Source organism: uncultured Azohydromonas sp. (assembly GCF_937926365.1).
Taxonomy (GTDB): domain Bacteria; phylum Pseudomonadota; class Gammaproteobacteria; order Burkholderiales; family Burkholderiaceae_C; genus Azohydromonas.
Genome location: NZ_CALAOH010000210.1, coordinates 1 through 4555 on the forward strand (window position 1 = coordinate 1; position 4555 = coordinate 4555).

Annotated in this window: 5 protein-coding genes; 2 read left to right on the top strand and 3 right to left on the bottom strand. The window is 70.0% G+C overall.

The genetic code is table 11. The features are described from left to right. Both Q0741_RS22725 and Q0741_RS22730 read right to left on the bottom strand, forming a co-directional pair. Nucleotides 1-1137 (bottom strand): GAF domain-containing protein (locus Q0741_RS22725; protein WP_298235474.1); only part of this gene is annotated, 1137 nt, incomplete at its 3' end. 61 nt (nt 1138-1198) lie between these two features. After that, nucleotides 1199-2335 carry a metallophosphoesterase gene (locus Q0741_RS22730; protein ID WP_298235475.1) on the bottom strand — a complete coding sequence of 379 codons (1137 nt, stop codon included), beginning with the start codon at nt 2333-2335 and terminating at the stop codon, nt 1199-1201. Nucleotides 2336-2507: 172 nt separating this feature from the next. Between Q0741_RS22730 and Q0741_RS22735 the strand changes: the two genes are divergently transcribed. Next, nucleotides 2508-3467: a DUF6685 family protein gene (locus Q0741_RS22735; RefSeq protein ID WP_298235476.1), complete on the top strand. Its 960-nt coding sequence runs from the start codon at nt 2508-2510 to the stop codon at nt 3465-3467. 190 nt (nt 3468-3657) lie between these two features. Beyond that, the gene (locus Q0741_RS22740) at nt 3658-4170 is read left to right on the top strand and encodes a TerB family tellurite resistance protein (protein ID WP_298235477.1); all 513 of its coding nucleotides are present in this window, start codon (nt 3658-3660) and stop codon (nt 4168-4170) included. Nucleotides 4171-4274: 104 nt separating this feature from the next. Here Q0741_RS22740 and Q0741_RS22745 read toward each other — a convergent pair. Then, a partial coding sequence (locus tag Q0741_RS22745; protein ID WP_298235478.1) for a TRAP transporter large permease subunit occupies nt 4275-4555 on the bottom strand: 281 nt, incomplete at its 5' end.

Consider the following 4555-nt stretch of genomic DNA (forward strand, 5'->3'; position numbering starts at 1 on the left):
GAGCGGCGTGCGCAGCTCGTGCGACATGTTGGCCAGGAACTCGGACTTGTAGCGGCTGGCTTCCTCCAGCCGCTGCGCGTAGTCCCGGAGGTCGGCCTGGGCGCGCACCAGGTACTGCTTCTGCCGCTCCAGCGCCTGGGTCTGCTCCTCCAGGCGCACGTTGCTCTGCTCCAGCTCGGTCTGCTGCACCTCCAGCCGTGCCTGCGAGTCCTGCAATGCGCGGGTGTGCTCCTCCAGCTCCTCGTTGGTGACGCGCAGCTCCTCCTGTTGGGTCTGCAGCTCCTCGCTCTGGCGCTGGGTTTCCTCCAGCAGCTCCTGCAGGCGCTGGCGGTACACGGCGGTGCGCAGCGCCAGGCCCACAGATTCGCCACAGGCGGCCAGCAGCTCCAGCTCGCGCGGCTGCGGCGGCTCGCGGCGCACCAGGCCCAGCTCGATCAGGCCGCAGGGCCGGCCGTCGGCCGTCAGCGGCGCCAGCATCAGGTGCCGCGGGACGCTGCGGCCCAGCGCGGTGGCCAGGTCCAGGTGGCCGGGCGGCACGTCGGCCACGGCGCGCGGCTGAGCACCCGGCTGCAGCATCTCGCCCACCAGCCCGTGGCGCACGGAGAGCAGCTGCGGCAGCGTGGCCTCTTCAACGCCATGGCTGCCCTCCAGGTGAAGCTGGTCGCCTTCGAGCCAGTACAGCGCGCCCACCTGCGCGCCGGTGAAGTCGCACAGCGCCTGGGCCGCCGAGTGGCCCAGCTCGGCCGCCGAGCGCTGCTCGCCCAGCAGCGCGCGCGCCACCTGCGAGTCGCCCTGCTGCAGCCACAACAGCTGCGCGATCTGCTGGCGCGTGGTCAGCACGCGCCAGATCAGCGCGGCCACCAGCAGCTCCGCGAACGCGCCGACACTGCGGTTGAACAGCGACAGTGACGGATTGATGCCCGGCGGCGACAGCCAGACGCCCAGGTAACACAGCAGCGCCGAGGCGACGCCGATGACCAGCGGCACCGAGGCGCGGGACTGGAACAGCGTGACACCGATGGGCAGGAAATACAGCGCCCACATGCTGTAGCCCAATGGCGTGAGCGCGTCGGCCACCAGGATGGCCAACAGCAGCACGAGGGAGAGGACGAGGAAGTTGGTGTCTCTGGTCAACACGGGCACACGCAAGTCAAACCTGCGCCGAGGGCAATTGGAATGCCCGGCAGGGTATACCGCCTCAGCCCCGTGCCAGCCGGATCAGCGTCAGCTCCGTGCGTGTGCCGAAGCGCACCGGCGGTCCCCAACTGCCCGTGCCGGCGCTGACGTAGACCCACATCTTCCCCTGCCGCGACAGGCCCGCGACATGCGGCGCGTGCACCATGCGCACGGCCAGCGTCCACGGGAAGAACTGCCCGGCGTGGGTGTGGCCGGAGAGCTGCAGGTCGAAGCCGGCCTGCGCGCCCAGCCGGGTCAGGGCCGGGTTGTGCGCCAGCAGGATGCGCAGCGCCGGCCCTTCGTCCGGCGCGGCCGCGAGGTCCGGGCGCGGCACGGCGCGCGGTTCGGAGAGCTGCAGCGCCGGATCGACCACGCCGCCCACCACCACCTTCGCATCGCCCCGGCGCAGCAGCAGGTGCTCGTTGAGCAGCACCCGCAGGCCCAGCGAGCGGAAGTGGTCGGTCCAGCGCCGCGCGCCTGAATAGCAGTCGTGGTTGCCGAGGATGAAGACGCTGCCGTGCGCGGCGCGCAACTCGGCCAGCGGCGCGACGTGCGGCGCCAGCCGGGTGGGAGAGCCGTCCACGATGTCGCCGGTGAGCACGACCAGGTCCGGCCGCAGCGCGTTGCTGCGCTCCACCACGTGCCGCACGTAGCGCCGGCCGATGGTCGGGCCCACGTGCAGATCGCTGATCTGCACGATGCTGAAACCCTCCAGCGCCGGCGCCAGGCCCTCGATGGGAATGCTCACCCGCCGCAGGCTGGGCCCGCGCAGCGCCACCAGCGCCCCGATGCCCAACGCCGCCAGCGAGCCGGCGAAGACCACCGGCACGCCGATGGTCTCGACCGCAGCGGCCAGGCCCCGCGCGCCGGCCAGGCGGGCCAGCCCCAGCACCAGGTCACGTGCCAGCGTCAGCAGCAGCAGGAAATTCAGCCAGCCCGCGCACAGGTAGGCCGCGGCATGCAGCAGTTCGTCCCCGCGCCGGGTGCTCTCGCGTCCGCCGGCCCAGTACACGCAGGGCACCAGCCAGATCAGCAGGCAGGGCACGAACAGCAGCGCGCGTGCCGCGGCCGTGGCGGTCAGGCGCCAGGCGAGGTAGGCGTAGCCGAGTGCGACGATCGCGCTCAGCGTGAGCATGAAAGGGCTGAGAAAACGCTTCATGAGGACGGGCAGCGAGGTAAGCAACGCACTGTTTCCATCCGGGAGCGGCCGCCGCGGCGGTGGGGCCCCTGATCCGGGCCATCATCGCGCCCGGCAAATCAAGGCCGCCCCGATCGGGGCTTCGGCCCGGCAGCAGGGAGGCTGCGCGGCGGCCCACAGCAAGAGGATGTCCATGCTCAACAAAGCTCTGTCCTTCGCCACCGACCGGGTGTGCGAGCGGTTCGGCGTGCCGGTCACGCTGCGGCGCTTCCTGGCCGGGCAGGCGCCGGGCCTGCAGGTGCAACTCGAACCCACGCCCGATGCGCTCTGGCTGGGCAGCGTGCCCCGGTGGCACGAATGGGGTCAGGCCGGCCAGATCCATGGCGAGGCCTTCCAAGCCGGAGAGGTGACGGGCTGGAGCGCCGGCCGCCATTTCGGCTACCACGCCACGCGCGAGGTGCTGCCCGATCTGGCGGGTTTCGGCAGTTGCGTGCGCACGCCGCGCTGGCGCTGCGACATCCAGGACGTGACCGGTTTGCAGGCCTCGAAATCCGAGCTGCTGAAGTTCGACAGCCTGGACGCGCTGGCGCAGCGCGGCGCGCGCTCGATGGTCAGCGAGGTGACGCGCTCGAAGCTCTCCGCGCTGCTGGCGCATCGGGATCTGCGCTTCCTGCGCCAGCCCAAGGCCTCGGAGCACTTCGTGCGCCATCTCTGGGACGGCCGGCTGTTCGTGGCCAACAGCGGCGGCACGCTGCGCTTTGCCGCCGCGCGCTGGATCGCCGGGCGCATCGGGCTGCCCGTGCCGCTGTGCGCGGAGTTGCACAGCGGCTCCATCGAGCCGCTGGCGGTGAGCGGTTTGCGGCGCAACTACGAGCTGTTTGCCGTCAGCACCCGCGATGCCGCGCTGGCCATTGGGCTGCACGAGGCCTTGCGCCGGCTGCGCGCGCCGTACTTCAGCAAGCCGCTGCCGGCGCCCTATACCGACGCGCAGGCGCTGTTCCTGCCGCGCGACGACAAGCGCGCCCTGGCGGCGGCGGCCGAGCTGCGCGCGGCCGGGCTGCCCGACCTGGGCAAGCACCTGTCGGCGCTGGTGCTGCGTCAGCACATGAACCTCGTGCGCCAGGGCGAGGGCGCCCAGGCGTTGGCGGCTTGAACAGATTCGGCCGCCTGGGAAAAACTCTTGGTTTTTTCGAGCAATTACATCGAGATAAACGGATTTTCTCGAATCATCGATGCCGCAACAATGCGTTGGTCGGCGGCTGAAGCAAACGGGCCGGCGACAAAGCCGGCGCGCATCCCACGCGCCGGAACATCAAGACGAACCTGCTACCAAGGAGATCGATTTGGGCCTTTTCGACATGTTCAAGAGCGACTCGGGCGAGAAGATGACGCCGCACAAGGCGCTGGCCACCAGCCTTCTCTACATGATGTCCGCCGATGGCGAGATGGACCATGAGGAAATCGGCCACCTGCTGTCCGTGCTGGGCGGGCAGGACAGCGGCAACGGCACCGTCGGTGTCGGCGCGCAGAACCAGGCGCTGCTGGACAGCGCGCTCAAGTACCGGCGCTCGCACTCCGTCGAGCAGTTCCTGGCCGAGGCCACGCCGCTGCTCAGCGATGCGCAGCGCATGTGCATCCTCGTGAACCTCATCGACTCGTCGCTGTCCGACGGCCAGCCCGAGCCCGAGGAGCAGGTGCTGTTCGGCAAGTTCCTGCAGGCCTTCGGCGTGTCCGAGACGCGCTTCAAGCCCTTCTTCGAAGTGATCGTGCTCAAGAACGACCGCTCGGTGTTCACGCGCCAGGACCATCCCAGCAACGTCGCCGGCTACCAGGTCAAGCTCAGCGTGCCGGCCTGACGAAAGCAAGACGCCCGTGCGGTGGCACGGGCGTCATCAAGGGCCGGCACCTGCCGGCCTTGTCTTTTCCTGCACGCCCCCTGAGCGGCCTGCGCGCCGCAGCGTCAGCCGCCGGCGAACCAGCGCGCCGGCACGATGACGATGGAGGGGAAGAGCACCATCAGGAACATGACGGCGAACTGCGCGGCCATGAACGGGATGACACCGCGCGTCACCTCGTCCATCTTCATGCGCCCCACGCCGGCCACGACGTTGAGCACGGTGCCCACCGGCGGCGTGATGAGCCCGATGGCGTTGTTGATGATGAACAGCACGCCGAAGTACACCGGATCGATCCCCGCGGCCTTGATCACCGGCATCAGCACCGGGGTCATGATCAGGATGG

Coding starts and splice junctions, on each gene's coding strand:
- Q0741_RS22735 (WP_298235476.1), top strand. CDS start 2,508: ATGCTCAACAAAGCTCTGTCCTTCGCCACCGACCGGGTGTGCGAGCGG.
- Q0741_RS22730 (WP_298235475.1), bottom strand. CDS start 2,335: ATGAAGCGTTTTCTCAGCCCTTTCATGCTCACGCTGAGCGCGATCGTC.